Raw genomic sequence first — 21,186 nt, 5'->3', positions numbered from 1 at the left:
ATGGCGCGTTAGCAAAGCGGTTATGCAGCGGATTGCAAATCCGTTTAGTCCGGTTCGACTCCGGAACGTGCCTCCATCTTCTCCCTGTTTTCCATATCCCTGACGTTGTCCATCCGCCATGGCGGCCCAGGATGATGCTTCATTGGATGTCAGTCAGCCGTGAACAACCCTCCCGTTGCCATGTCTTGTGCAGATGCTGATCCATCTCGGCCAATGCCTCGCCCCTGGATCCGGACCTCTCTTCGCCCCCCTGTTCTGCCAGTGCGGCCATCTCCTTTATCAGCAAACCGCATTGCCACAGGCTGGCGGTGGGGACCCCGTGATAGGGGATGTCGATGGCATCGTCACGATTGAGCCGCCACTCCTGCCACTGGCTCCAGGCGAGCACGCCCAATGCCCCCAGCAGCGCCGCATCTGCAAGTTTCATCCTGTGTTCCCCCGTTCTGGTCCAGTCCTCGTTAACTCTGGAACAGGGGTCGCGTTTTACCACCTTTGTTGTTTTTTAGTTAAAGAATGTAACCCAGTTTCATTTTTTAGGCTTTAAGACCCATTTTTTATCAAAAAATGGCGCTGTCGGTGTAGTAATCCTACAATGATTGGCGTAATCTTTGTTCAGTGGTCTTACCAGTGAGGCGTTACATCATGTTTCATCCCTTCTCCCTGACTCAGATAATCCTTCGCCGCATCTTCGTCCTGATGGCGGGTTTGCTCGCCTTCCCGGTGATGCTGTTTCGCCGGGATCGCGCCCGTTTCTACAGTTACCTGCACCGCATCTGGAGCAAGACCAGCACCAAGCCGGTCTGGCTCAAGATGAGCGAGCGAGGGGAGCGGATCTTCTACTGATCCTCCCCGTGACGCCCGCTTCACCCGGTGCCAGACTGGCGTGACAGGCAGGCAGGGCGCACCTCCCGATATAAAAAAACCGACACCTTGGTGTCGGTTTTTTTATGGGGCTCGAACCGCCACCGGCCTTGTATCCATGGCTGGTCCACGTTGTCTCTTGTCTCTTGTCTCTTGTCTCTTGTTTCTGTGGGCGACCCTTTATGCCGCACTCTCAGTCGCACTCTCAGCCGCATTCTCAGCCGCGCCCGTGCGACATGACGGGAGGAAAGGCTGGCGGTACTCAGGGCGCAGGCCCAAGGGTGGCCAGCGCCGCACGCAGACGGGCGAGGCCGATGGGCTTGAACAGGCAGTCGTTCATGCCGGCGGCGAGGCAAAGCTCCCGCTCGCGAGGCTGGGCATGGGCGGTGAAGCCCCAGACGGGCAGGTCATGGCCAAGGGCACGCAGGCTGCGTGTCAGCTCGAAGCCGTCCATCACCGGCATCTGGCAGTCGGTGATGACCAGATCGAAGGGGTGGCTGGCGAGGGCGCGCAGGGCCTCCAGGCCATTGCTGCGCACACTGACGTCGTGTCCTAGGTGCTTGAGCTGCTGGCGCAGCAGGATCTGGTTGGCGTGATTGTCATCGACCACCAGGATATGCAGCCGATGGGGGAGGGGTTGAGCCTGGTGGGGCTGGGGCGCCGGCATTGCCGTGATCGGGGCGGGGGGTTGCTGAGCGAGCGTGAGGGGCAGCCTTATCTCGAGCCGGGTACCTTCGCCGACCTGGCTGTGAACGGCTATCTCCCCCCCATCATCTGGCACAGGATGCGGGCGATGTTGAGGCCCAGCCCGCTGCCGGGGAACTGGCCCTGGCCGTGGGCGCGATAGAAGGGGGTGAAGAGCCGGGGCAGCTTGTCCGCGGGAATGCCGGCTCCGGTGTCGGTGATGGTGAGGTGCAGCACAGGAGGCTGCTCGCCCCCGGTCAGGGTGGCGGTGATGGCGACCCGGCCCTGCTCGGTGAACTTGATGGCGTTGCCGATGAGATTGAAGAGGATCTGGCGCAGGCGAAGGGGATCGATCAGCACCCTTGGCATGGGGGTGTCGGGCAGCCTGACCTCATAGATCAGCCCCTTCTGCTCGGCCATGCCCGCAAAGACCCGGGTGACGGACGAGAGCAGGGGGGCGAGATCGCAGGGGGTGGGAGTCAGGGTCATCTGGCCCGCCTCTATGGAGGCGATATCCAGGCTGTCCCCCAGCAGATCCAGCAGGCCGTTGGCGGAGTCGGCGGCGATGCGCAGCAGCTCGCCGCTGTGACGGCTGAGAGCGGGATCCTCGGTGGCCAGCTCCAGCATGCCGAGGATGGCGTTCATGGGGGTGCGGATCTCGTGGCTCATGGTGGAGAGGAAGTCGCTCTTGGCTCGGCTGGCGCTGTCGGCCTGCTGTTTGGCCTCGCGCAGCGCCTCTTCCAGCCGCTTGCGGTCCGTGATGTCTATCCAGCCGTCGATCACCCCGCTGATGGCCCCCTCCCCGTCGAAATAGGGCACCATCCAGTGATAGATGTCGCTCTGGGTCCCCCTGTGATGGAAGAGGCGATCCGCAAAGATGGGCTGCCCCTCCTGCAATACCCTGGCAAAGTCCTGCTCCAGCACGGCGATGCTGCCTGCATCGAGCACCCCTGACAGCCCCTGGGCGAAGGGCTGACCCAGGATGGCCTTTGGCTCGGCGCCGAGCTGGGTCAGGTATTTGCTGTTGCACAGCAGCACCTTGCCGCTCTTGTCCCGCACGACGATGGGGTGGGGCAGGCTCTCCCCCAGCGCCCGGATGAACCTGACATGGGCCTCCAGTTGCTGGCGGGACGCCTGCTCGGCGCTGGCCATCCGCTTGAACATGCGGTTGCGATAGAGCTGCACCAGCGCCAGGGTGATGAGCCCCACGAACACCAGGTAGACGATGTGGGCGTGGCGATCCATGAAGCCGGGCACCGGCAGTTTGCGGTTGCGCCACTCGTAACTCATCATGGCGAGCTCGTTGGGGGGATGGCGAGGATGGTCTTGTCGAGGATCCCCATCAGCATCCCCAGTCCGGGCAGGCTGGCAAACCCCATCCGGATCGGCTCGTCATCGGCGGGGCCGGCGATGCGCAGGGGGCTCTGGGGATCATTGTCCAGCGCATGGCGGGCAAAATAGAGGGGCACGATGGCGGCATCCACCCGTCCCTGGGCGAGCACCTCCATCGCTTCTGCGGCACTCTCCACCTGGGTGATGCGGCTGCCCTCCAGTCTCTGTGCGAGGGGCACATGGTGCGTCATCGCCACCGTCTTGCCCGCCAGACTCCGGAGGGTGTCGATCCCTTGTTCCTCCTGGCGGGTGAGGATCACATAGATGTTGTCGGTGGCGTAGGGCACCGAGGTGCGCAGCCCGTAGTGTTCGGCCACCTGCTGGGAGATGGCGCCGATGAGGTCGATGGCGCCTGACTGCATGGCTTTTGCCAACTGGCGCTCGGAGTCTGCCCGCACGAACTCGAAGGTGAGGCCGGTGCGTGTGCGGATCTTGTCCAGCATGTCCACCGTCATGCCGACCAGCTGGCCGTCATGATCCAGGGTGCCATAGGGGTAGAGGTTGTCCATCAGCCACACCCTGATGGGGGGTGCTTGCCGCATCCAGGCCCGCTCGGCGGCATCATAGAGATCGGCGCTTCGCTCATGTCGCGGATGGGCCCGTTCCACTGGGTGAAGAGGGTGTTGCGCGCCCGGTCGTCGATGGCCGCCAGCCCCCGGTTGACCAGGCTGAGCAGGGCGGGCTCGGTGGCCGGGACGGCAAAGCGGAACTCGGCAGGCGCCAGATCGGGCGGGGCCTCGCCCCGCTGGCGAAGGTTGTCGAAGCGCTCGCTGTTGAGGTAGTGGGTGGCGTGGGCATCCCCCAGCAGGATGTCGTCGCGGCCGAAGAAGACCGCATCGAACGCCTCCATGTTGGAGGGATAGGTCACCAGGGTGAGAGTGGGGTAGTAGCGGCCAAAGCGCGCCCTGTCTATCTGATCCCGGACGGCGGCCACCCGCTGTCCCGGTGTGAGCAGTGCCCCCCGATAACGTCTGGGCACGGAGAAGACGAGGGGGCTGCTGAAATAGGGGTTGCTCAGGCGGATCGCCCGGGTGTCACTGTCCGCCAGGGTGAGATTGCCGAGGCTGGCGAGGTGTATCTCCCCCCGTGCCAGGGCACGGAGCAGGTGCGCCTTGTCGGGGAAGGCGCTCAGGGCAACGGGTTTGTCCAGCATCCGGGCCAGCAGGTCGATGTAGTCGGCACTGAGCCCCTCGACGCGCTGGCGAGCGATCATGGTGAAGGGGCGGTAGTCCTCTTGCAGGATGCCGACCCGCAGTTGGGACTGCTGGCGCAGCCATCCGAGCTCCGCCTCCGACCAGCGGGGCGGGATCGTAGCGGCTGTGCAGGGTCAGGGCCTGCACAGGTTGAAGGCAGAGCAGACAGAGCAGGATCAGTGTTCGATATAGGTTCATCTAGCCACCCGACGCGACAGCCATCCCTGCCAAGCCTCATCCAATGGCGGCCATTCTACCGGAAAATGGCTATAACGAGTCCGCTATTTCTCCACGCGCGTCGGCGGCAGTACGGCAAGCAGGGCGACCTGGCCGCCCCGCCCTCAACCGAACTGGTAGGCCCCCATGTAGAGGCTGCCGTAATCCCAGCTGTCGTGCAGCTTTCGGGGTCTGTCGGCCCCCGCCGCGCCGAGCGCCACAAACAGGGGGCGCAGGTGATCGTCGTGGGGGTGGGATTCCACCGCGCCCGGCGCCCGGGCCCGGTACTCTTCCAGCGCCCCCCTGTCTCCCTCTGCCATGGTCTGCTCCAGCCAGCGGGCAAACTGGCTCGCCCACTGGGGAACCGGCGAGCCATCCGGCCCGAGGGCACGCAGGTTGTGGGTGATGGCGCCGGAGGCGAGGATGCCGATCCCTTGCTCGCGCAGCCCCTGCAATGCCTCCCCCAGTTGCCACAGCTGGGCCGGGGTGAAGCTGGCCGGGATGGCGATCTGCACCAGGGGGAGTTCACTGTCCGGATCCATCAGGGAGAGGGGGGACCAGACTCCGTGATCCAGCTCGCGGCGCACCGGGGTGGCGGGCAGGCCGGCCAGCAGCAGCTGATCGCTCACTGCTTCCTGCAACCATTGCGGGCTCGTCGCGGGCCAGCGGATCTGGTAGAGGGGCTCGGGGAAGCCGTAGAAGTCGTACATCAGGGCCGGGCTGGGCTCGACGTTGATCTGCAGCTCGCTTCGGCTGAACCAGTGGGCCGAGATCACCACCAGCCCTCTGGCATCCTCGAGGCGCAGTTGCTTCAGGAACCGGGTCGCGGGCTGATCGCGCAGGACCAGATCCGGGGCGCCGTGGGAGATGAACCAGACAGGGGCGATAGACATGACAGACTCCATATGCGTTGTGCCGATGCGCGCGGCGCACCGACAACCCGAGGCCAGGGCGACATGCCGCTGACGATGTGGTCATTATCTGCCCCTATTGATGGGTTAACAATCAGGCTTTAAGGATAAGCACTCTTCACTTTTGGTTGATAGTCTGGCGTCAGGGCGAGGGAGACCGGGGCAGAAACGACAACGCCGGCGCAGTGCGCCGGCGTTGTGATCAGGGTCCGTCGGACGTGGCCTCTGACGGGATGCCCCGCAGCGCCACCGCCAAGATCAACGCGGGCCCCGGGCGGGTTTATTGAATGCCCAGCAGCTCCACGTCGAAGATGAGGACTGAGCCCGGCGGGATCTTGCCGGCGGCTCTGTCGCCATAGGCCAGGTTGGCGGGGATGTAGAAGCGGGTCTTCTCCCCTTCCACCATCAGTTGCACCCCTTCGGTCCACCCCTTGATCACCTGGTTGAGGCCGAATTCGATGGGCTCGCCACGGGCGACGGAGCTGTCGAACACGGTGCCGTCCAGCAGCTTGCCCTCGTAGTGCACCTTCACCTTGCTGGTGGCGCTGGGGTGAACGGTACCGGTGCCCGGGGTCAGCACTTCGTACTGCAGGCCGGAGGCGGTGGTGGTCACCAGGGGTTTTTCCTGGTTGCTGGCGAGGAACTCGGCCCCCTTGCGCACGTTCTCTTCCGCCAGCTTCCGGTTGTTGCTGCTGGAGTAGAAGTAGTAGGCGGCGCCGGCGATAAGAAGGGCTATCAGAATGAATTTCATCGGGTTTTCCTGTTCCTTGAAATCAGAGTGCAATGAAGGGGCATCTTATCCCAGCCGGGGAGGGAGGGCGAGGGGGGATGCCGGAGGATGTGACCGGACGGGCAAGGCACCGGGGGCATGATGCCCCCGGTTCGGATTTACTTGACGGCCACCATCATCAGGGCGGGCAGGGCGAAGAAGAGCCCGGCCACGTAACCCAGCGCCAGCAGCTTGTTCTCGCTGCCGACCCGGGCCAGGGCTTCGGCGGCCTTGATGGGCAGCTCCCGCAGGAAGGGTACCCCGTAGATGAGCACCACGGCGAAGAGGTTGAACAGCACGTGGACCAGGGCGATGGTCAGGGCGAGCTGGGCACCGGCACCGCTGATGGCGGTGGCGGCCAGCAGGGCGGTGATGGTGGTGCCGATGTTGGCCCCCAGGGTGAAGGGATAGAGTTGGCGGGTGCTGAACACGCCGCCTCCCGCCAGGGGGATCATCAGGCTGGTGGTGGTGGAGGAGGACTGCACCATCACGGTCACCAGGGTGCCGGAGGCGATGCCGGTGAGCGGACCACGGCCCAGGGCCTTGTGCAGCAGCTCCTTGGCACGACCCACCATGACCCGTTGCAGCACCTTGCCAAGGGCGGTGACGCAGCCGAGGATCAGCAGAATGCCGATGACGATGGTGGCGATGGCGGGGCCCTTGCCCGGCAGGAAGGCGACGGCGCTGTCGATGAGATCCAGGGAGGGGGAGATGAGGGGCTTCATGAAGTCCATGCCCTTCATGGACATGTCGGCGGAGCCCATCAGCAGACCGGACAGCCACTCGGCGCTCTTTTGCAGCAGACCGAACATCAATTCCAGGGGCAGGAAGATGAAGACCGCCAGCAGGTTGAAGAAGTCGTGCACGGTGGCGGCGGCGAAGGCGCGGCGAAACTCGCCTCTGTCCCGGATGTGCCCCAGGGAGACGATGGTGTTGGTGATGGTGGTGCCGAGGTTAGCCCCCATCACCATGGGGATGGCCATGGCCATGGGCAGGCCCCCTGCCACCAGGCCGACGATCACCGAGGTGACGGTGCTGGAGGATTGCACCAGGGCGGTGGCCAGGATGCCGAGCAGCAGCGCGACGAAGGGGTTGTTGGCAAAGGCGAAGATCTGGGCCGCGCCCTCGGCGCCGCCGGAGAAGCCCTTGAAGCCGTGGGAGACGGCGCCAACGGCGACCAGGATCAGGTAGATCAGCGTGATCACCGCGAGCCAGTTGAACAGGGGGCCGGGACGACGGATCTGCTGGGGTGCGGAAGATGCGGTGCTGTGCATATGGCCTCTTGGGGTCGTTCTGCGTTGAAAATGGACGGGCGCATTACAACAAGGCTCCATGACAGAAATATGACAACGTGACACTTTTATGATGCTTTGGTGACAGGGCTGCAGGGGGCGTCGCAGACAAAAGGTGTCGGAGCAAACGCCGATATGACGCCATCCGGCTCATCACCGGCCCCCGCCCTTGCACTGGGATCCCTGGGTTATATGCTGCCGGACTTTCCTGTCTTGAAACTGAGGAAGTGATGATGCGTGCATGGGTTTTGTGCCTCTCCCTGGGTCTGCTGTCTGCCGGTGCGCAGGCCAGCGTGTTCAAGTCCGAGTGCAACCTCGACAAGGCGGTCAGGAACGAGGCGATGAACGCCACCCTGGGGGTCAAGGGCAACTGCGATGCCGACAAGCTGGTGCGCAAGCAGAAGGAGAAGGCCAATGCCGAGGTGAAGAAACACACCACGGACGTGCTGGACAAGAAGACGGCGGGACTGAAAGAGACCAGGCAGCACACTAATGCGGCCCTGAACAAGCAGAGTGCCGGTGTGAAGCAGGCGCAGGACAAGGTCAACCAGACCCGCAAGGATGTCAACGCCGTGACCAGGGATCCGGTCAAGGCGGCCGCCACGGCCGTGCTCAATCAGGGGTGAGGGTCCGCGCACCGGACGTCTGAATGCAAGAAGGGGAGCCATGGGCTCCCCTTCTGTTTGGGCGTGTGTGCCGCCTTACTGGCCGTCGGCCGCTTCCTCGTACTGACGGAAGGGGATGCGGAACACGGCGAGGCGCAGGAAGAGGTAGGTGACCCCGATCCCCGCCCAGATGAGGCCAAGCTCCAGGGAGCTCTGCTCCAGGTTGATCCAGAGGGCGCCGATGGTGGCGGCCCCCAGCAGCGGCAGCACCAGGAACAGCAGGTGCTCCTTGAGGCTCTTGTTGCGCTTCTCGCGCACCCAGAACTGGCCGATCACCGAGAGGTTGACGAAGGTGAAGGCCACCAGGGCGCCGAAGTTCACCAGGGCCAGGGCCATGTCCAGATCGAAGGAGACCGCGGAGAGGGCCAGGGCCCCCACCAGCAGCACGTTTATGGCCGGGGTGCGCCAGGTGGGGTGGATATAGCCGAACACCCGCTCCGGGATCATGCGATCGCGCCCCATCACGTAGAGGATGCGCGACACGCCGGCGTGGGCCGCCATGCCGGAGGCGAGCACGGCCGCGGTGGTGCACACCAGCACCACGCTCTGGAACAGGGTGCCACCCACGTAGAGGGCGATCTCCGGCAGCACGGCGTCCGGCTCCTTGAAGCGGGCCAGATCCGGGAAGAAGAGCTGCAGGCTGTAGGAGACGGTGACGAAGATGATGCCGCCGATGAGGGCCGTCAGCACGATGGCACGGGGGATCACCTTGCCGGCATTCGGGGTCTCTTCGGAGAGGGAGCTCAGGCCGTCGAAGCCCAGGAACGAGAAGCAGAGGATGGTGGCGCCGGTGAACAGCGGCAGCATGCTGGCAGACTCCACATGGAACGGACGGCTGCTCATCAGGGTGCCGGCCCCTTCACCGTGACTCAGGCCCCAGGCGATGAGGCCGAGGAAGGTGACGATGATGGCGATCTGGATGAAGACGATGAAGCCGTTGAGGTTCGCCACCAGCTTGATACCGCGCAGGTTCAGGAAGGTCATCACGGTCACCAGACCGAAGATGAAGATCCAGGGCTCCACGGTGGGGAACATGGCGGTCAGGTAGATCTTGGCCAGCAGGATGTTGATCATCGGCATGAACATGTAGTCCAGCAGGGAAGACCAGCCCACCATGAAGCCCACATAGGGGTGAAACACCTTCTGGGCATAGGTGTAGGCGGAGCCTGCGGACGGGAAGCGGCGCACCAGGTGGCCGTAGCTGAACGCGGTCAGCAGGATGCCGCCGAGCGCCAGCAGGTAGGCGGTGGCCACGCGACCATCCGTGATGTCACCGACGATGGCGAAGGTATCGAATACCGCCATGGGCGTGAGGTAAGCCAGACCCATCACCACGACCTGGAACAGGGTGAGGGTCTTGAGCAGCTTGGCACCGGCCATCACGCTTTCTCCTCTGCACAGGCCCCGTGGGCGAGATGGGACGGGATCAGGGACGCGGGAACGCGTCGCTGGACACAGGGGGCGCCCATCTGTGGCACAGATGCGTGGCGCACGCCGGCGGGGACCGGCAGGAAAGCAGTGAAATGCCCCATGTTTTTCCTCACAACGTCGGGAGATTGCTTGGCAATCTGGGTATCAATTCCGGCACATGGCCGGCCTCTTGGTGAATGGTGGTGTGCCCCAGAAAAGCAAAGAACCGATGTTGTTGAAACATCGGCTCTCAAGGGGCGCCGTATTGTGCCCTCAGGGGGGGGAGGAGACAAGCGAAAAAGGCCGCCAGCGAGGAATTTGTTCCCCCCGTGAGCGATCACTTCGCCACCGCTGCCGGAAAGTCGATGACAACCTTGTCATCAGACGGGGTCCTGCTTTGCCACCATGCGAAACCGGCGCCCTGGGGGCGCCGGTTTTGCTCAGGAGGCGTCCTGCTCGGGGCGGCCGAGGCGGACCCGGAACACGGTGAGGCGCAGCAGCAGGTAGATGGCGCCGAGGGCGGCCCAGATCAGCCCCAGCTCGAAGGAGGCGGGCTCCAGGTTGAGCCAGAGCACCCCGATGCAGGCGGCGCCGCACAGGGGCAGGGCGAGGAACAGCAGGTGATCCTTCAGGGTCTTGTTGTGACCCAGCTTGAGATAGAAGTGGGCAATCACCGCCAGGTTGACGAAGGTGAAGGCCACCAGGGCGCCGAAGTTGATGAGCGCCAGCGCCATCTCCAGATCGAAGACCACCGCCGAGAGGGCCAGCATGCCCACCAGCAGCACGTTGAGAGCCGGGGTCTGCCAGGTGGGGTGGATGTAGCCGAAGACGCGGCTCGGCAGGGCGCGATCCCGGCCCATCACATAGAGCAGGCGCGACACCCCGGCGTGGGAGGCGAGCCCCGAGGCGAGCACCGCCACCGTGGTGCAGACCAGCACCACCGCCTGGAACAGCTTGCCGCCCACATAGAGGGCGATCTCCGGCAGCACCGCATCCGGCTGCTGGAAGCGGGAAATGTCCGGGAAGAAGAGCTGCAGGAAGTAGGAGACCGAGATGAAGAGCACGCCGCCGATGAGGGCGGTGAGCACGATGGCGCGGGGGATCACCCGATCCGCGTTCGGGGTCTCCTCCGACAGGGTGGTGATGGCGTCAAACCCGAGGAACGACAGGCAGAGGATGGAGGCGCCGGTCAGCAGGGGATTGATGTGCATCTGCTCGGAGAAGAAGGGGCGGCTGCTCGCCACCGTGCCGAGGCCCTCGCCGTGGCTCACGCCCCAGGCGATGAGGCCGATGAAGACGGCGATGATGCTGAACTGCATGATGACGATCAGGCTGTTGAAGTTCGCCACCAGCTTGATGCCCCGCAGGTTCAGGAAGGTCATGACGGCGGCCAGGGTCAGGATGTAGGTCCAGGGGGCCACGCCGGGGAAGAGAGCCTCCATGTAGATCTTGGCCAGCAGCATGTTGATCATGGGCATGAACATGTAGTCGAGCAGGGAGACCCAGCCCACCATGAAACCCACATAGGGGTGGAACACCTTCTGGGCATAGGTGTAGGCGGAGCCTGCCGAGGGGAACTTGCGCACCAGGTGGCCGTAGCTCATGGCGGTGAACAGCATGCCGATGAGGGCGAGCAGGTAGGCGGTCGGCACATGGCCTTCGGTGATCTCGGTGACGATGCCGAAGGTGTCGAACACCGCCATGGGGGTGAGATAGGCCAGCCCCATGATGACCACGTGCCAGAGTTTCAGGCTTTTTTTCAGACCGGCGGGGTGCGGGTGCATCAGGCGATCCCCCGCAGGCAGGCTGACGGGATCAGGCTGACGGTGAGGTCATCCTGCACGGTGGGGGCGCCAGTCCGGGATGCGGACGGATGGCGCAGACCGGCGCGGGCCGGCAGGAAAGCGATGATATGCCCCATGGAGTTCCTCACTAAGAAGTGGGTGTCGTGAGATGGCGTGCCACCTCGTTATCATTTCCGGTCTGTTCCGGCCTCGTTATGGATTTGTTTGGCGCAAAAAAAGAACCGGGCTCCGATGAGCGGACGGTCCTTGAATACGGCGGCGCATTGTGCATTCGTGATGCCCCCTTGACAAGCATATCAAGGGAGCAAAAACGCATTTTTTTGTACGTGGGCGAACGCGGTCTTCCGGATCAGGCCAGGGAGGCGGACAGGGCCTGCTCCAGCAGGTCGAGTCCCTCGTCGACGATGGCCGCCGGGGCGGTCAGAGGGGCGAGGAAACGGATCACGTTGCCACGCACGCCGCAGGCCAGCAGCACCAGCCCCCGCTTGCCCGCCTCGGCCACCAGCCGCTTGGTGAGATCCGGGTCCGGTCTGGCGGCATCCCCCTCCTTCACCAGCTCCATGGCCACCATGGCGCCGGGGCCGCGGATGTTGCCGATGCAGTCAAACCGTGTCGCCAGCTGGTGCAGGCGTGCCTTGATCTGCTCCCCCTGGGCCAGGGCCTTCTGGTTCAGGCGCTCCTCCTCGATCACCTCCAGCACCGCCAGGGCGGCGGCGCAGGCGATGGGGGAGCCCGCATAGGTGCCCCCCAGGCCACCGGGCTTGGCGGCGTTCATCACCTCGCTTTTGCCCACCACGGCAGAGAGCGGGAAGCCGCCGGCCAGGCTCTTGGCGAGGGTCATGATGTCGGGTTCGACACCGCTGTATTCGGTGGCGAAGGTCTTGCCGGTGCGACAGAAACCGGTCTGGATCTCGTCGCAGATGAGCAGGATGCCGTGCTGGTCGCACACCTGGCGCAGGCGCTGCATGAAGCTGGCGGAGGCGGGGTAGAAGCCCCCTTCCCCTTGCACCGGCTCGATGATGATGGCGGCCACCCGGGTGGGTTCGATGTCGGCGCTGAAGCAGAGATCCAGCGCGGCCAGGGCATCGTCTTCACTCACTCCCAGGTAGTCGGCGGGGAAGGGGAGGTGATAGACCTCCCCCGGGAAGGGGCCGAAGCCGGTCTTGTAGGGCACCACCTTGCCGGTGAGGGCCATGCCCATCATGGTGCGGCCGTGGAAGCCCCCCTTGAAGGCGATGGTGCCGCTGCGACCGGTGTGGGCGCGGGCGATCTTGATGGCGTTCTCCACCGCCTCGGCGCCGGTGGAGAGGAAGAGGGTGCGCTTGGGGGTGGGGCCGGGCACCAGGGCATTCAACTTCTCCGCCAGCTCGATATAGCCGGAGTAGGGGGTTACCTGGAAGCAGGTGTGGCTGAACTTCTCGAGCTGCTCGCGCACCGCCGCCACCACCTTGGGGTGGTTGTGGCCGGTGTTGAGCACGGCGATGCCGGAGGCAAAGTCGATGTAGCGGTTGCCCTCCACGTCCCACAGCTCGGCGTTGTGCGCCCGGTCGATGAAGACCGGCAGCAGGGTGCCGACCCCCTGGACCACGGCCGCTTCGCGGCGGGCCTGCCACTGCTGGTTGTTGCTTGAATGACTCATCTTTCCTCCCTGAGGGGCATGGGCCCCCGCTGTTCCTGTGCCATTTGGCCATATGTGTGCCGCCAACTGCCCTCGGGCAGGGCGGCCTGTTCGCAAAAGGGGGCCCCGGGTGTGCCCTCAGGGCCCACAAGGTGCTCGGTCGTGACCGGCGGCCCCCTCTTTCTATCTGTAAAAGCGATGGGCTGTGTCATAACGCATCTGTTTTAACGATGCGATTGCCCCTTCACTCCCCTCAGCGAATGCCGCCAAAGCAGAGGTATTTGGTCTCCAGGTACTCCTCCAGCCCTTCGGCCGCCCCTTCCCGGCCCAGTCCCGACTCCTTGATCCCGCCAAAGGGGGCCAGTTCGGTGGAGATGATCCCCTCGTTGATCCCCACCATGCCGTATTCGAGCCCCTCGGCCACTCGCCACACCCGGGCGATGTCGCGGCCATAGAAGTAGGCGGCCAGGCCATAGGGGGTGTCGTTGGCAAGCGCAATGGCCTCGGCTTCCGTCTCGAAGCGCACCAGAGGCGCGACGGGCCCGAAGATCTCCTCGTCCAGAATGGGGTTGCCCCGGGTGACCCCGGTCAGGATGGTGGGGTGATAGAAGAGGGGACCGGCGGGGTGGGCGTCGCCCCCCACCAGCACCCGGGCACCGGCGGCGACCGATTGCTGCACCAGCTCGGCCACCTTGCTGGCGGCGGCCGGGTTGATGAGGGGCCCGATCTGGACGCCCTCGCCCATGCCGTCCCCCACCTTGAAGGCCTTGACCGCGGCGGCGAGCTTCTCGGCGAAGGCGTCATAGACGCTGGCCTGCACCAGGATGCGGTTGGCGCAGACGCAGGTCTGGCCGGCGTTGCGGTATTTGGAGGCCAGGGCTCCGGCCACGGCGGCGTCGAGGTCGGCGTCGTCAAAGACGATGAAGGGGGCGTTGCCGCCAAGCTCCAGGGAGAGGCGCTTCATGGTGTCGGCGCACTGGCGCATCAGCAGTTTGCCGATGCGGGTGGAGCCGGTGAAGGAGAGCTTGCGCACCACGGGGTTGCTGCACAGCTCGTTGCCCACCGCGCTCGCCTGATGGGAGGTGACGATGTTGATGACCCCGGCGGGAATGCCCGCCTGCTCCGCCAGTACCGCCAGCGCCAGGGCGCAGAGGGGCGTTTCGGCGGCGGGCTTGATGACGATGGTGCAACCGGCGGCCAGCGCCGGACCCGCCTTGCGGGTGATCATGGCGATGGGGAAGTTCCAGGGGGTGATGGCGGCCACGACCCCCACCGGCTGCTTGATGGTGGCCAGGCGCCGATCGGCGGAGAAGCCGGGGATGGTGCGGCCATAGGCACGCTTGCCCTCTTCCGCGAACCACTGGATGAAGCTGGCGCCGTAGGCTACCTCTCCTTTGGCTTCCGCCAGCGGCTTGCCCTGCTCGCAGGTCATGATGCGGGCGAGCTCCTCCTGGTTGGCCATGATGCGCTCGAACCAGGCGTAGAGTTTGCTGCTGCGCTCCTTGGCGGTGAGGGCCGCCCAGGCGGGTTGCGCCGCGTGGGCCGCCGCGATGGCGAGGCGGGTGTCCTCCCCGTCCATGTCGGGCACCTGGGTGATGACCTGGCCGGTGGCCGGGTTCAGGACCTCGAACCGGCGCCCGCCCAGGGACTCGCACCAGCGGCCGTCGACATAGGCCAGGGATTTGATCAGGGAGAGAGCAGGTTGTGATGCTGACATAAGTAAGGGGCCTCGATAGTGGGTCTGGGTGGCGCGTTTATGTGGGCACCACCGTATAGAATAATAAGCACGTAACGACCATAAAATGAGCCGAAATGTTTTTCAAGTGTTAAATATATTTGAGTGAACTGGGCGTCACATGCTAGAAATGGGGCTGTGAGCGCGATTGTAGCGGGTTTCATCGCGCAGGGTGTGCAAAATAATGAACGCTCTGGGTTGTGCAGGATAGTGAACGGGGCTGACGTGCCTGACTCACTATATTGACCAGTCGGCCCCAGGTATTCGAATGACCATGGAAGGAGGTGGGCGATGGAGCAATCCCGTGGTGAGGTCCGGTGGCGGACCATGACGGACAACCCCCTGGCGGAGCACGAGAGAAACATGGGGGAGCGGCTTGCCCGGATCCGCAGGGAGCTCGGGCTCTCCCAGCGCCGGGTGGCGGAGCTGAGCGGCCTGACCCACGGCGCCATCTGCATGATAGAGCAGAACAAGGTGAGCCCCTCGGTGGCCTCCCTGCAAAAGCTGCTGAGCGTCTACGAGCTGCCGTTGTCGCGCTTCTTCGCCGAAGAGGAGGTGGCGAGCACGCCCAGCGTGGTGATCAAGGCGGAGCAGCTCATCGAGCTCGGCAGCCAGGGGGTCTCCATGAAGCTGGTGCACAACGGCAACAATCGGCGCCAGCTCGGCTTCATGCTGGAGACCTATGCCCCCGGCACCGACACCGGCGGCGTGGTGAAGCATCAGGGGGAGGAGGTGGGCACCGTGCTGGAAGGGTCGGTGCTGCTGACCCTGGCCGGCCAGACCTATGAACTGTGCGCCGGGGACAGCTATGTCATCGACACCGGCGAGCCCCACAGTTTCAGCAATCCCTCGGGGCAGGTCTGCCGCATCGTCAGCGCCCACACCCCGGCCAGCTTTTAATGTGAACAACCCGTTGTGTTGGAAACGAACCGGTAAGGAAACAGGGATCATGACCGAACATGTAAAGAGTTACTACGCAGCCAGTGCCAACAAACACGCGCCCTATCCCACGCTCACCGAGCAGCTGGAGTGCGACGTCTGCGTCATAGGCGCAGGCTACACCGGCCTCTCCAGTGCGCTGCATCTGGTGGAGAAGGGGTACAAGGTGGTGGTGCTGGAGGCGGCCAGGGTCGGCTTTGGCGCCAGCGGCCGCAACGGCGGCCAGATCGTCAACTCCTACAGCCGCGACATCGACACCATCGAAGCGAACTGCCCGCCGGATCAGGCCAGGCTGCTCGGCTCCATGCTGTTTGAGGGGGGCCAGATCATCCGCGAGCGGATCAAGCGCTACAACATCCAGTGCGATCTGCAGGAGGGGGGCGTCTTTGCCGCCGAGACCGAGAAGCAGCTGCACGAGCTCAAGGCGCAGAAGGCGCGCTGGGAGAAGTGGGGCAACGACCAGCTGGAGCTGCTCGATGCCAAGGGGGTGCGCGAGGTGGTCGCGAGCGATCGCTACGTCGGCGCCCTGCTCGACAAGAGCGGCGGCCATATTCACCCTCTCAATCTGGCGCTGGGGGAGGCGGAAGCCATCCGCATTCAGGGGGGGCTTATCTTCGAGCAGTCCGCCGTCACCAGCATTACTCCGGGTCAGCCGGCGTTGGTCAAGACCGCCAAAGGGGCGGTGAAGGCACGCTTTATCGTGGTGGCCGGCAACGCCTACCTCGGCAATCTGGTGCCGGAACTGGCCAGCAAGAGCATGCCTTGCGGCACCCAGGTGATCGCCACCGAAGTGCTGGGAGAGGAGCGGGCCCGTTCACTCTTGCCACAGAACTACTGTCTGGAGGATTGCAACTACCTGCTCGACTACTACCGCACCTCCGGCGATCACCGGCTCATCTATGGCGGCGGCGTGGTCTACGGGGCGCGGGATCCGGCGGACATCGAGCGGCTGATCATCCCCAAGATGCTCAAGACTTTCCCGCAGCTGGCCGACGTCAAGGTGGAGTACACCTGGACCGGCAACTTCCTGCTCACCCTGTCGCGCCTGCCGCAGTTTGGCCGCATCGGTCACAACATCTACTACATGCAGGGCTACAGCGGCCACGGTGTCACCTGTACCCATCTGGCGGGCAAGCTGCTCTCCGAGGTGCTGAGCGGTCAGGCAGAGCGCTTCGATGCGTTCGCCAGGCTGCCGCACTACCCCTTCCCGGGTGGCCGCCTGCTGCGCATCCCCTTCACCGCCGCCGGCGCCGCCTGGTACACCCTGCGCGATCGCCTGGGGGTGTGATGTCACCGATGGCCCGCCAGGCAGGCTGGCGGCAACAAGCAGAGGGAGGCGTTATGTCTCCCTCGTTTTTTGTCGTCAACCTGCCCGGGCAAGGGGCTAGAAGCGGTAGGGGAAGCGGATCCCGATGGTGTAGTCCGGTGCGTCCGTGGTGAGCCCGGCAGACCAGTTGACCGCCATGGAGAGGTTGTCGGTGATGGCCCAGGTCGACCCCATGCCAAAGCTGGCGGCGTTGGCATCGGAGCCGGTGACCTTCTCCATGGCAAAGCCTTCGGACCCCTGTTCGGACTCCATGGTGACGCGCTGGTTGATGTTGAAGGAGAGGCTGAAGCGTTCGTTGAGAGCGAATGCGACCCCCAGGCCATATTCATACCAGTCCCCCAGCTGGATGCTGCCGGGCTGGTTGCCGGGCTGGTAGGAGATATCGTCAAAGTCCTGTTTGAGGCTGTGGCCATAGTTGAGGCTGGCAAACAGGATGGCGGGATCCATGGTCTTGACCAGGGAGAAGCCGGTGGAGAGCTGCCAGAGCCCGTTGCCGGTGGCGAGCTCCTTGGGGGTCACCAGGTTGCCCGATTCCGAGGTGTTGATCTCGATGCCGTAAGGATCCTTGCCGGTCGGCGCTTTGGCCCGGAAGTTCCACACCAGATCCGGCCAATCCTCGCTCTCTGCCATGACCCTGTAGTAGATGGCGAGGCTGAGATCCCCCAGACCGCCATCGCTGACGCTCTGCTCCTCGAAGTCGCGGCTGGAGTTCTCCTTGCCGGTGCTCTGGTAGTTGGTGTTGCGGAACATGTAGGGGAGGGCCAGCTCCAGTTGCCAGCGATCGTTGAGGGTGTAGCGGGTGATGACATCCGCCGTCCACTGATCGGAGCGCACCCGATCCAGGTTGATTTCGCCAAGGAAGATGGCGTCCAGGGCGAGGAAGCCGCGCAGGGCGAGATCCTTGCGGTTGTAGTGCTGGTAGGAGAGGCCCACATCGACGGTCAGGGCGCGGTCGAACACATTGTGCTGTTCGAGCATCAGGTCTTCGGTGCTGCGGCCGACTTCCGGCGTGCGCCGTGAGGCGTCCTGCTGGGTGGAGGCGACGGCGGCTCCGGCTCCGACCCCGGCGGTTGCCGTCGTGGCACCGGCGGCCTTGACGGCCTCCAGGCGGGCCTGGAGCTGATGAAGGGCCTGATTTTGCTGGATCAGTTGCTGGCGCAGGAGATCCAGCTGTTGTTGCAGGGCCTCCTCCTCGGCCGTGGCCCCCCAGCAGGCGAAGGGGGCGAGGGCAATCAACAGCATGCGAGACTGTTTCATCGGGATACGTCCTTGTTGTTTATCATCCTTTCTGATGGTTCAGCCCCCGGGCTCACCGGTGCTCAGCGCGAAAACCAGATGCGGGTCTGATTGAGCGTCTGCAAACCGTCCCCTCTGACCTTGTTGAACTGCAGCAGCCCCCGGCTGAAGTCGGTACCGCGCAGGCTCTGCTCCAGCAGGACCCGGCCGTCGGAAGAGTGTAGTTGCAAGCCGGCATAATTCCCCGAGACCCGATAGGTGGCGGTGCCCAGATCGCCCTGATGCTCGTAGCTGCCCGCCTGAACCAGGTGTCCCGTCATGGTGGGGGTGGTCAGTTCAATACCGGTCTGGTTGACCGAGCTGTTGCCGCTCCCCTCCAGTTGAACGACCTGCACCAGCCCGGCCCCCTGCACCTGGGCCTCCTTGGCGGGCGTGGCCGCGGGCTTGACCTCATCCTTGACGCGCACATCCAGCTTGGGTTTGTTTTGCACAATGCTCAGTGCCAGGTTCATGGCCGCCGTCTGCTGGGCCTGGGCCGTGGTCAGTGACGAGATGAACTCGATGCCGAAGTAGCTGATGCCATGGCTGCTGACATAGCGGCCGCGCAGGTGGGCCAGCTCCCCGTCCGCCAGTTCGGGCGCAAAGTGGTCTGACAGATGGGCCAGCGGGTCCGGTGCTGCCAGCAGCGGAGAGGCGATGCCACCCAGGCTGCAGAGGAGGCATAGGGCGGGTCGGGTATTCATGATGACCTCACATTAGCTCCTTGTGCTGAAAACCGAATTCCAGCAGGGATGTTTCATTGACCGGGGCGAAGAGCCCATCCTTGCCTCTGACAGAGAGCGGGGGAGAGGGGTTGGCAAGGGGGGCATCGGGACGATAGCCCGCGCCGATGACGGCGAGGAGGATGCCGTTCCAGCTCTCCTTGAACTCCTTGAACGTGATCACCCGGTTGCCGAGGGCCGGGTCTGCCAGATAGACGCGATCGTGGCGATCGATGGCCCGCAGCACGGCAAAGTGCTGATAGCCGCGAATGTTGAGCAGGACGATGGTGGGCACCCTCACCTGGCGCAGTTTTTCATCGCCCAGTCGATACCCTCTGACCCGCATGCCGAGCATTTGCAGGTACTGCTTCATGTCGAGCATGGAGAAGCCGTAGTGCTTGACCTGCTCCGGGTCTGCCATGGCAAGCATGCCATCCATGACCCAGCGTTCATTGGTTGCATGGCCGTAGGCGTAGCGCAAGATGGTGGCGACGGCGGCGGCCCCGCAGCTGAAATCCGTATGTTGGCGCTCGATGTTGGCGTACCGGCGCTCCAGAATGCTCTGCACCGGTTTGTTGAGATCCCCCAGCGCCGGAAGATGCTCTCCCAGTGGCACCGAGCCCGCCCAGACGGCAGGACAACACAGCAACAGCCAGCGCATTCAGACCTCCAGTGTCAGGGAAAAAGGGGGCACTGGGCCCCCTCGCATCGACTTACTTGGCAAACCCTGCGGCCAGCGAGAGATTGTTCGCTTGCAGGTTGTTGGTCCCCGAGGAGACGTTCACCCCGATGTTGCCCACGGCACCGTTGAAGGCGCCGCCATCGATGGTTGCCCGGTTGAAGGTTTCGCGGCTGGTGTAGGTGTTGACCACGGGAATATACCCGACGGCGTACCCACTGAGCTTGATGTCACCCTCTTCCTTGAACTCGAACTTGCCATCATCTTTCGGGTTGTTGTTGCCGTACCTGTCGTTGTCATTGTCGTGGCCATGTCCTTTCTTGACATCATGGCCGGTACCGCCCCCCTCGTAATCGCCCCAAGCCTTGAGACCGAGGAACACACCCGCCTTGTCAACCGTCTTGGTTGCACTCAGGCTTTGGTTTTCGGTCATGTTCTTGGAGACGCTCTGGCTGTTGGCCACGGTGGCCACGGCCATGTTGCCGGTGGACACGGAGGCTGCCATGTTGTTGGCCTGGACGTTACCCGAGCCCGAGGTCACGTTGACCCCGATGTTGCCTGCGGCATCCTTGAAGGCCCCATCGCCCACACCGGCCTTGTTCTGATGGCCGTGATTGGTCGTCCAGTTGTTGCTGGCGCTCTGGGTGGAGAAGACCTCGGCATCCGACGATCCGCCAGGGGCGCCATGTTGTTGTTGACCACGACCCATGATGAACTCGGCATCGACCTCGTCATAGGCGGCCAGGGAAGCGCTGTTGCCCTGTACGTTGGAGTCACCAGCTGCGACGTTGGCGCCGATGTTACGGATGCACCCTTGAACGAGCCGTCGATCTTGCTCGTGTTCTCCGTTCTTGTATTGGCGGTGCCTATCATGGAACTGGACTGCTGGTTGTCCACGACGGCCATGCCGAGTTTGTTGACGTTGATGTAGCCGCCGACATTGACCCTGCCTTCGTATTCCACATCGACTTCTGCCTTGACCTTCTTGGTCAAGGTTGCCCCTGTCTCATCTCTGTCACCGCGGTAATCGGCGGATGCAGTGCCCGACATGGCCATGATGACCGCGGCGGCTAATGAGCTATAAATAAGTCCACGCATAATGAGTCTCTCCATTGAACTTTCAGCGGAAGATATGCCCATCGGCTGATACCCCCGGGCCTGGCTTCCTATCCCTGCGGCATCATGGGGATGCCGTTACTGCGCCAGCCAGGGGCAGGGAAACCATGTTGACTGACTGGTTTCCCTGTCCCGTGACCTGGTTCACCTGAATGACCCCCTTGCTGCCCGTGAGGGCGGTGTCATCCAGATAGATGCTGGTAGTGGTGTTGGCGGGGGGCTTTCCCCCTGGGGTCTTCGCGACGCTGGAGCTGAGATTGATGTCGGTCACGACACCCAGGCCGCTGTCATCGAGGGACAGGGCGAAGGCGTTCAGTTGCTGGTTGCCCTCACCCGCCCCCTGATTGATGCCGACCAGTCCCCGGTTCTGGCTCAGGGCCGAGCCCAGGATGGCGACGCTCTGGCTGCCGTTCAGATTGGTGGTGGATTGATTCAGCTGACCAAATTGAATGACGGCCGGACCCGAAATGGCGATGGCGGCAAGATTGCCTTGTTGGTTGTTCGGGAATTCAGATAATAAGTGCGACACTCATGGATGAATGGCGAGAGGTGGCCAACTGCTGATTGGTGGTACCCT

Annotated in this window: 23 protein-coding genes and 1 tRNA gene; 6 read left to right on the top strand and 18 right to left on the bottom strand. The window is 63.8% G+C overall.

Going from position 1 to position 21,186, the window contains the following annotated elements:
- Nucleotides 1–2 precede the first annotated feature (2 nt).
- Nucleotides 3–76 (top strand) — tRNA-Cys (locus PG887_RS18305).
- 63 nt (nucleotides 77–139) lie between these two features.
- Here the strand turns inward: PG887_RS18305 and PG887_RS18300 are convergent.
- Nucleotides 140–427, bottom strand: a complete 288-nt coding sequence (locus PG887_RS18300; protein ID WP_041213319.1) for a hypothetical protein — start codon at nucleotides 425–427, stop codon at nucleotides 140–142.
- Between the two features lie 215 nt (nucleotides 428–642).
- Between PG887_RS18300 and PG887_RS18295 the strand changes: the two genes are divergently transcribed.
- Nucleotides 643–843 (top strand): YbfA family protein, encoded by a 201-nt coding sequence (locus PG887_RS18295; RefSeq protein WP_010673543.1) that lies wholly within the window; start codon nucleotides 643–645, stop codon nucleotides 841–843.
- Between the two features lie 280 nt (nucleotides 844–1,123).
- Here PG887_RS18295 and PG887_RS18290 read toward each other — a convergent pair whose 3' ends face one another.
- The 7 genes from PG887_RS18290 to PG887_RS18260 form a co-directional block, all read right to left on the bottom strand.
- Nucleotides 1,124–1,528, bottom strand: coding sequence for a response regulator (locus PG887_RS18290; protein WP_233759709.1), 405 nt, complete (start codon nucleotides 1,526–1,528; stop codon nucleotides 1,124–1,126).
- An 89-nt stretch (nucleotides 1,529–1,617) separates the two neighbouring features.
- On the bottom strand, nucleotides 1,618–2,838 hold the full coding sequence (locus tag PG887_RS18285) for a PAS domain-containing sensor histidine kinase (protein ID WP_233759708.1): 1,221 nt from the start codon (nucleotides 2,836–2,838) through the stop codon (nucleotides 1,618–1,620).
- Nucleotides 2,835–3,446 (bottom strand): transporter substrate-binding domain-containing protein, encoded by a 612-nt coding sequence (locus PG887_RS18280; RefSeq protein WP_270822510.1) that lies wholly within the window; start codon nucleotides 3,444–3,446, stop codon nucleotides 2,835–2,837. Before PG887_RS18280 ends, PG887_RS18285 begins: the two co-directional genes overlap by 4 nt.
- A complete protein-coding gene (locus tag PG887_RS18275; RefSeq protein WP_270822509.1) occupies nucleotides 3,446–4,150 on the bottom strand; it encodes a transporter substrate-binding domain-containing protein in 705 nt (234 codons plus the stop codon). The genes PG887_RS18280 and PG887_RS18275 overlap by 1 nt, the downstream gene beginning before the upstream one ends.
- A 321-nt stretch (nucleotides 4,151–4,471) precedes the next feature.
- Nucleotides 4,472–5,239 carry a DODA-type extradiol aromatic ring-opening family dioxygenase gene (locus PG887_RS18270; RefSeq protein ID WP_103244471.1) on the bottom strand — a complete coding sequence of 256 codons (768 nt, stop codon included), beginning with the start codon at nucleotides 5,237–5,239 and terminating at the stop codon, nucleotides 4,472–4,474.
- A gap of 298 nt (nucleotides 5,240–5,537) precedes the next feature.
- Nucleotides 5,538–6,008 carry an FKBP-type peptidyl-prolyl cis-trans isomerase gene (locus PG887_RS18265; protein WP_270822507.1) on the bottom strand — a complete coding sequence of 157 codons (471 nt, stop codon included), beginning with the start codon at nucleotides 6,006–6,008 and terminating at the stop codon, nucleotides 5,538–5,540.
- A gap of 137 nt (nucleotides 6,009–6,145) precedes the next feature.
- On the bottom strand, nucleotides 6,146–7,300 hold the full coding sequence (locus PG887_RS18260; RefSeq protein ID WP_270822506.1) for a Na/Pi cotransporter family protein: 1,155 nt from the start codon (nucleotides 7,298–7,300) through the stop codon (nucleotides 6,146–6,148).
- 251 nt (nucleotides 7,301–7,551) lie between these two features.
- On the opposite strand from PG887_RS18260, the gene PG887_RS18255 reads away from it, so the two are divergent.
- Nucleotides 7,552–7,944, top strand: a complete 393-nt coding sequence (locus PG887_RS18255) for a hypothetical protein (protein WP_029314009.1) — start codon at nucleotides 7,552–7,554, stop codon at nucleotides 7,942–7,944.
- Between the two features lie 75 nt (nucleotides 7,945–8,019).
- On the opposite strand, the gene PG887_RS18250 is transcribed toward PG887_RS18255, so the two are convergent.
- The 5 genes from PG887_RS18250 to PG887_RS18230 form a co-directional block, all read right to left on the bottom strand.
- Nucleotides 8,020–9,363: an APC family permease gene (locus tag PG887_RS18250; protein WP_039039328.1), complete on the bottom strand. Its 1,344-nt coding sequence runs from the start codon at nucleotides 9,361–9,363 to the stop codon at nucleotides 8,020–8,022.
- Nucleotides 9,364–9,833: 470 nt separating this feature from the next.
- On the bottom strand, nucleotides 9,834–11,177 hold the full coding sequence (locus tag PG887_RS18245) for an APC family permease (RefSeq protein WP_270822505.1): 1,344 nt from the start codon (nucleotides 11,175–11,177) through the stop codon (nucleotides 9,834–9,836).
- Nucleotides 11,177–11,314, bottom strand: coding sequence for a hypothetical protein (locus PG887_RS18240; RefSeq protein WP_010673549.1), 138 nt, complete (start codon nucleotides 11,312–11,314; stop codon nucleotides 11,177–11,179). The genes PG887_RS18245 and PG887_RS18240 overlap by 1 nt, the downstream gene beginning before the upstream one ends.
- Nucleotides 11,315–11,547: 233 nt before the next feature.
- Nucleotides 11,548–12,837 (bottom strand): 4-aminobutyrate--2-oxoglutarate transaminase, encoded by a 1,290-nt coding sequence (gabT, locus tag PG887_RS18235; protein WP_042014742.1) that lies wholly within the window; start codon nucleotides 12,835–12,837, stop codon nucleotides 11,548–11,550.
- A gap of 232 nt (nucleotides 12,838–13,069) precedes the next feature.
- The gene (locus PG887_RS18230; protein ID WP_010673552.1) at nucleotides 13,070–14,533 is read right to left on the bottom strand and encodes an NAD-dependent succinate-semialdehyde dehydrogenase; all 1,464 of its coding nucleotides are present in this window, start codon (nucleotides 14,531–14,533) and stop codon (nucleotides 13,070–13,072) included.
- A 309-nt stretch (nucleotides 14,534–14,842) separates the two neighbouring features.
- Here PG887_RS18230 and puuR point away from each other — a divergent pair, with 309 nt between their 5' ends.
- Both puuR and PG887_RS18220 read left to right on the top strand, forming a co-directional pair.
- On the top strand, nucleotides 14,843–15,451 hold the full coding sequence (gene puuR, locus PG887_RS18225; RefSeq protein WP_029314011.1) for an HTH-type transcriptional regulator PuuR: 609 nt from the start codon (nucleotides 14,843–14,845) through the stop codon (nucleotides 15,449–15,451).
- 49 nt (nucleotides 15,452–15,500) lie between these two features.
- Entirely contained in the window at nucleotides 15,501–16,778 is a 1,278-nt protein-coding gene (locus tag PG887_RS18220) for an NAD(P)/FAD-dependent oxidoreductase (protein ID WP_041213312.1), read from the top strand.
- A gap of 96 nt (nucleotides 16,779–16,874) precedes the next feature.
- Here PG887_RS18220 and PG887_RS18215 read toward each other — a convergent pair whose 3' ends face one another.
- The 4 genes from PG887_RS18215 to PG887_RS18200 form a co-directional block, all read right to left on the bottom strand.
- Nucleotides 16,875–18,074 carry a transporter gene (locus tag PG887_RS18215; protein WP_270822504.1) on the bottom strand — a complete coding sequence of 400 codons (1,200 nt, stop codon included), beginning with the start codon at nucleotides 18,072–18,074 and terminating at the stop codon, nucleotides 16,875–16,877.
- Between the two features lie 62 nt (nucleotides 18,075–18,136).
- The gene (locus PG887_RS18210; protein ID WP_010673556.1) at nucleotides 18,137–18,796 is read right to left on the bottom strand and encodes a hypothetical protein; all 660 of its coding nucleotides are present in this window, start codon (nucleotides 18,794–18,796) and stop codon (nucleotides 18,137–18,139) included.
- A 7-nt stretch (nucleotides 18,797–18,803) separates the two neighbouring features.
- A complete protein-coding gene (locus tag PG887_RS18205; RefSeq protein ID WP_270822503.1) occupies nucleotides 18,804–19,475 on the bottom strand; it encodes a C39 family peptidase in 672 nt (223 codons plus the stop codon).
- Between the two features lie 52 nt (nucleotides 19,476–19,527).
- Nucleotides 19,528–20,202, bottom strand: coding sequence for a hypothetical protein (locus tag PG887_RS18200; RefSeq protein WP_270822502.1), 675 nt, complete (start codon nucleotides 20,200–20,202; stop codon nucleotides 19,528–19,530).
- On the opposite strand from PG887_RS18200, the gene PG887_RS18195 reads away from it, so the two are divergent.
- Complete coding sequence (locus tag PG887_RS18195; RefSeq protein ID WP_270822501.1) at nucleotides 20,179–20,424, top strand: hypothetical protein; 246 nt, start codon at nucleotides 20,179–20,181, stop codon at nucleotides 20,422–20,424. The genes PG887_RS18200 and PG887_RS18195 overlap by 24 nt on opposite strands.
- A 249-nt stretch (nucleotides 20,425–20,673) precedes the next feature.
- On the opposite strand, the gene PG887_RS18190 is transcribed toward PG887_RS18195, so the two are convergent.
- Nucleotides 20,674–21,138 carry a hypothetical protein gene (locus PG887_RS18190; RefSeq protein ID WP_270822499.1) on the bottom strand — a complete coding sequence of 155 codons (465 nt, stop codon included), beginning with the start codon at nucleotides 21,136–21,138 and terminating at the stop codon, nucleotides 20,674–20,676.
- Between the last annotated feature and the right edge of the window lie 48 nt (nucleotides 21,139–21,186).

Source organism: Aeromonas sp. QDB14, assembly GCF_027707845.1.
Classification (GTDB): domain Bacteria; phylum Pseudomonadota; class Gammaproteobacteria; order Enterobacterales; family Aeromonadaceae; genus Aeromonas; species Aeromonas caviae.
The sequence above is the reverse complement of the archived record's forward strand: the minus strand, read 5'-3'. Positions and strand labels throughout refer to the sequence as shown.